This is a genomic window from Mesorhizobium sp. WSM4836 (assembly GCF_055811815.1).
Genome location: NZ_JBVVQF010000080.1, coordinates 1 through 980, shown reverse-complemented (window position 1 = coordinate 980; position 980 = coordinate 1). Strand labels below are relative to the sequence as shown.

Genomic DNA, 980 nt, shown 5'->3' with positions numbered 1-980 from the left:
GAAGGAACGCGTTATGCCGGTTATCCATGTCGAGACATTCAAAGCAGACGACGATAAGAAAGCTGAAATTGCGGCCGAGATCACCAGGCTGTTCTGTGACAAGTCCGACCTGAAGCCAGAGCAGGTTCATGTGGTGTTCGACGAGTATGCGCCGAATAATTGGGCAACCGGCGGCAAGCTCTGGTCGAGAATGTAGCGGCCACAGGTTGAGCTGGATCGTGCCGTTTTAGTTCGCAGCGCCGTGCGTCTTAGCTGCAGCATTTCTTAACCGCCACAGCTCTGATAAAGCGCGATACGAGGAACTCTATGAGCAATTTCAAAGTGGGTTCGCCAGGGTCCCTGCTTCGCGATAGCTGGAGCGACTTGCGGCAATTCCGGCAGATGCCCGACATCGACTTCCAAAGGCTCGACACCTACCGCAAAGACCGCCTTCGAGCTGCAATGCGCGGCTCTGACGTTGCCATGTGCGTGCTGGTGAGCCCCATTACCATTCGTTATGCGATTGATTATAACAGTTTCCCTTTGTTCCAGTCCCACATCCCGGTCACTTATCTCTTTTTGCCGCTCGAGGGGCCTATAACACTGCATCAGGGATATAGCCGCGGATCATCAGCCGACCGGGTGAGAACAGGAAGGCCGCTATCGTTTTTCGAGGGCGGGTACGAACTGCCAGAGGCCGCAAGGCTTTTTGCCGACGACATCGTGGAGTTCTTGAGCGAAATAGGTACCACCAGCCGCAAGGTGGCTGTGGAATACGTCAACCCGAGCATCACTCAGGCTCTGCTGCAGCGCGGGTTGGAGGTCATTGACGCGGTCGACGTCGTCGAAGGGGCTCGCGCCATCAAATCAGATGACGAAATCGCCTGCATCAGGTGGGCGTGTGCCGTGGCAGAGCATGGCATCGCGCGGATGCAAGAAAGCATGGGTCCCGGTGTGACGGAGGTGCAGCTTTGGGGCATCCTGAACTACACCAACCTGGC

1 protein-coding gene and 1 pseudogene are annotated in these 980 nt (G+C 56.3%); both read left to right on the top strand.

The genetic code is table 11. The annotated features are described in order from the left end of the window. The coding region (locus AC0L2P_RS32150; protein ID WP_473507238.1) for a tautomerase family protein at positions 1 to 196 on the top strand (196 nt) is incomplete at its 5' end. A 110-nt stretch (positions 197 to 306) separates the two neighbouring features. Then, positions 307 to 980: pseudogene (locus AC0L2P_RS32145) on the top strand (M24 family metallopeptidase); the annotation flags it as partial.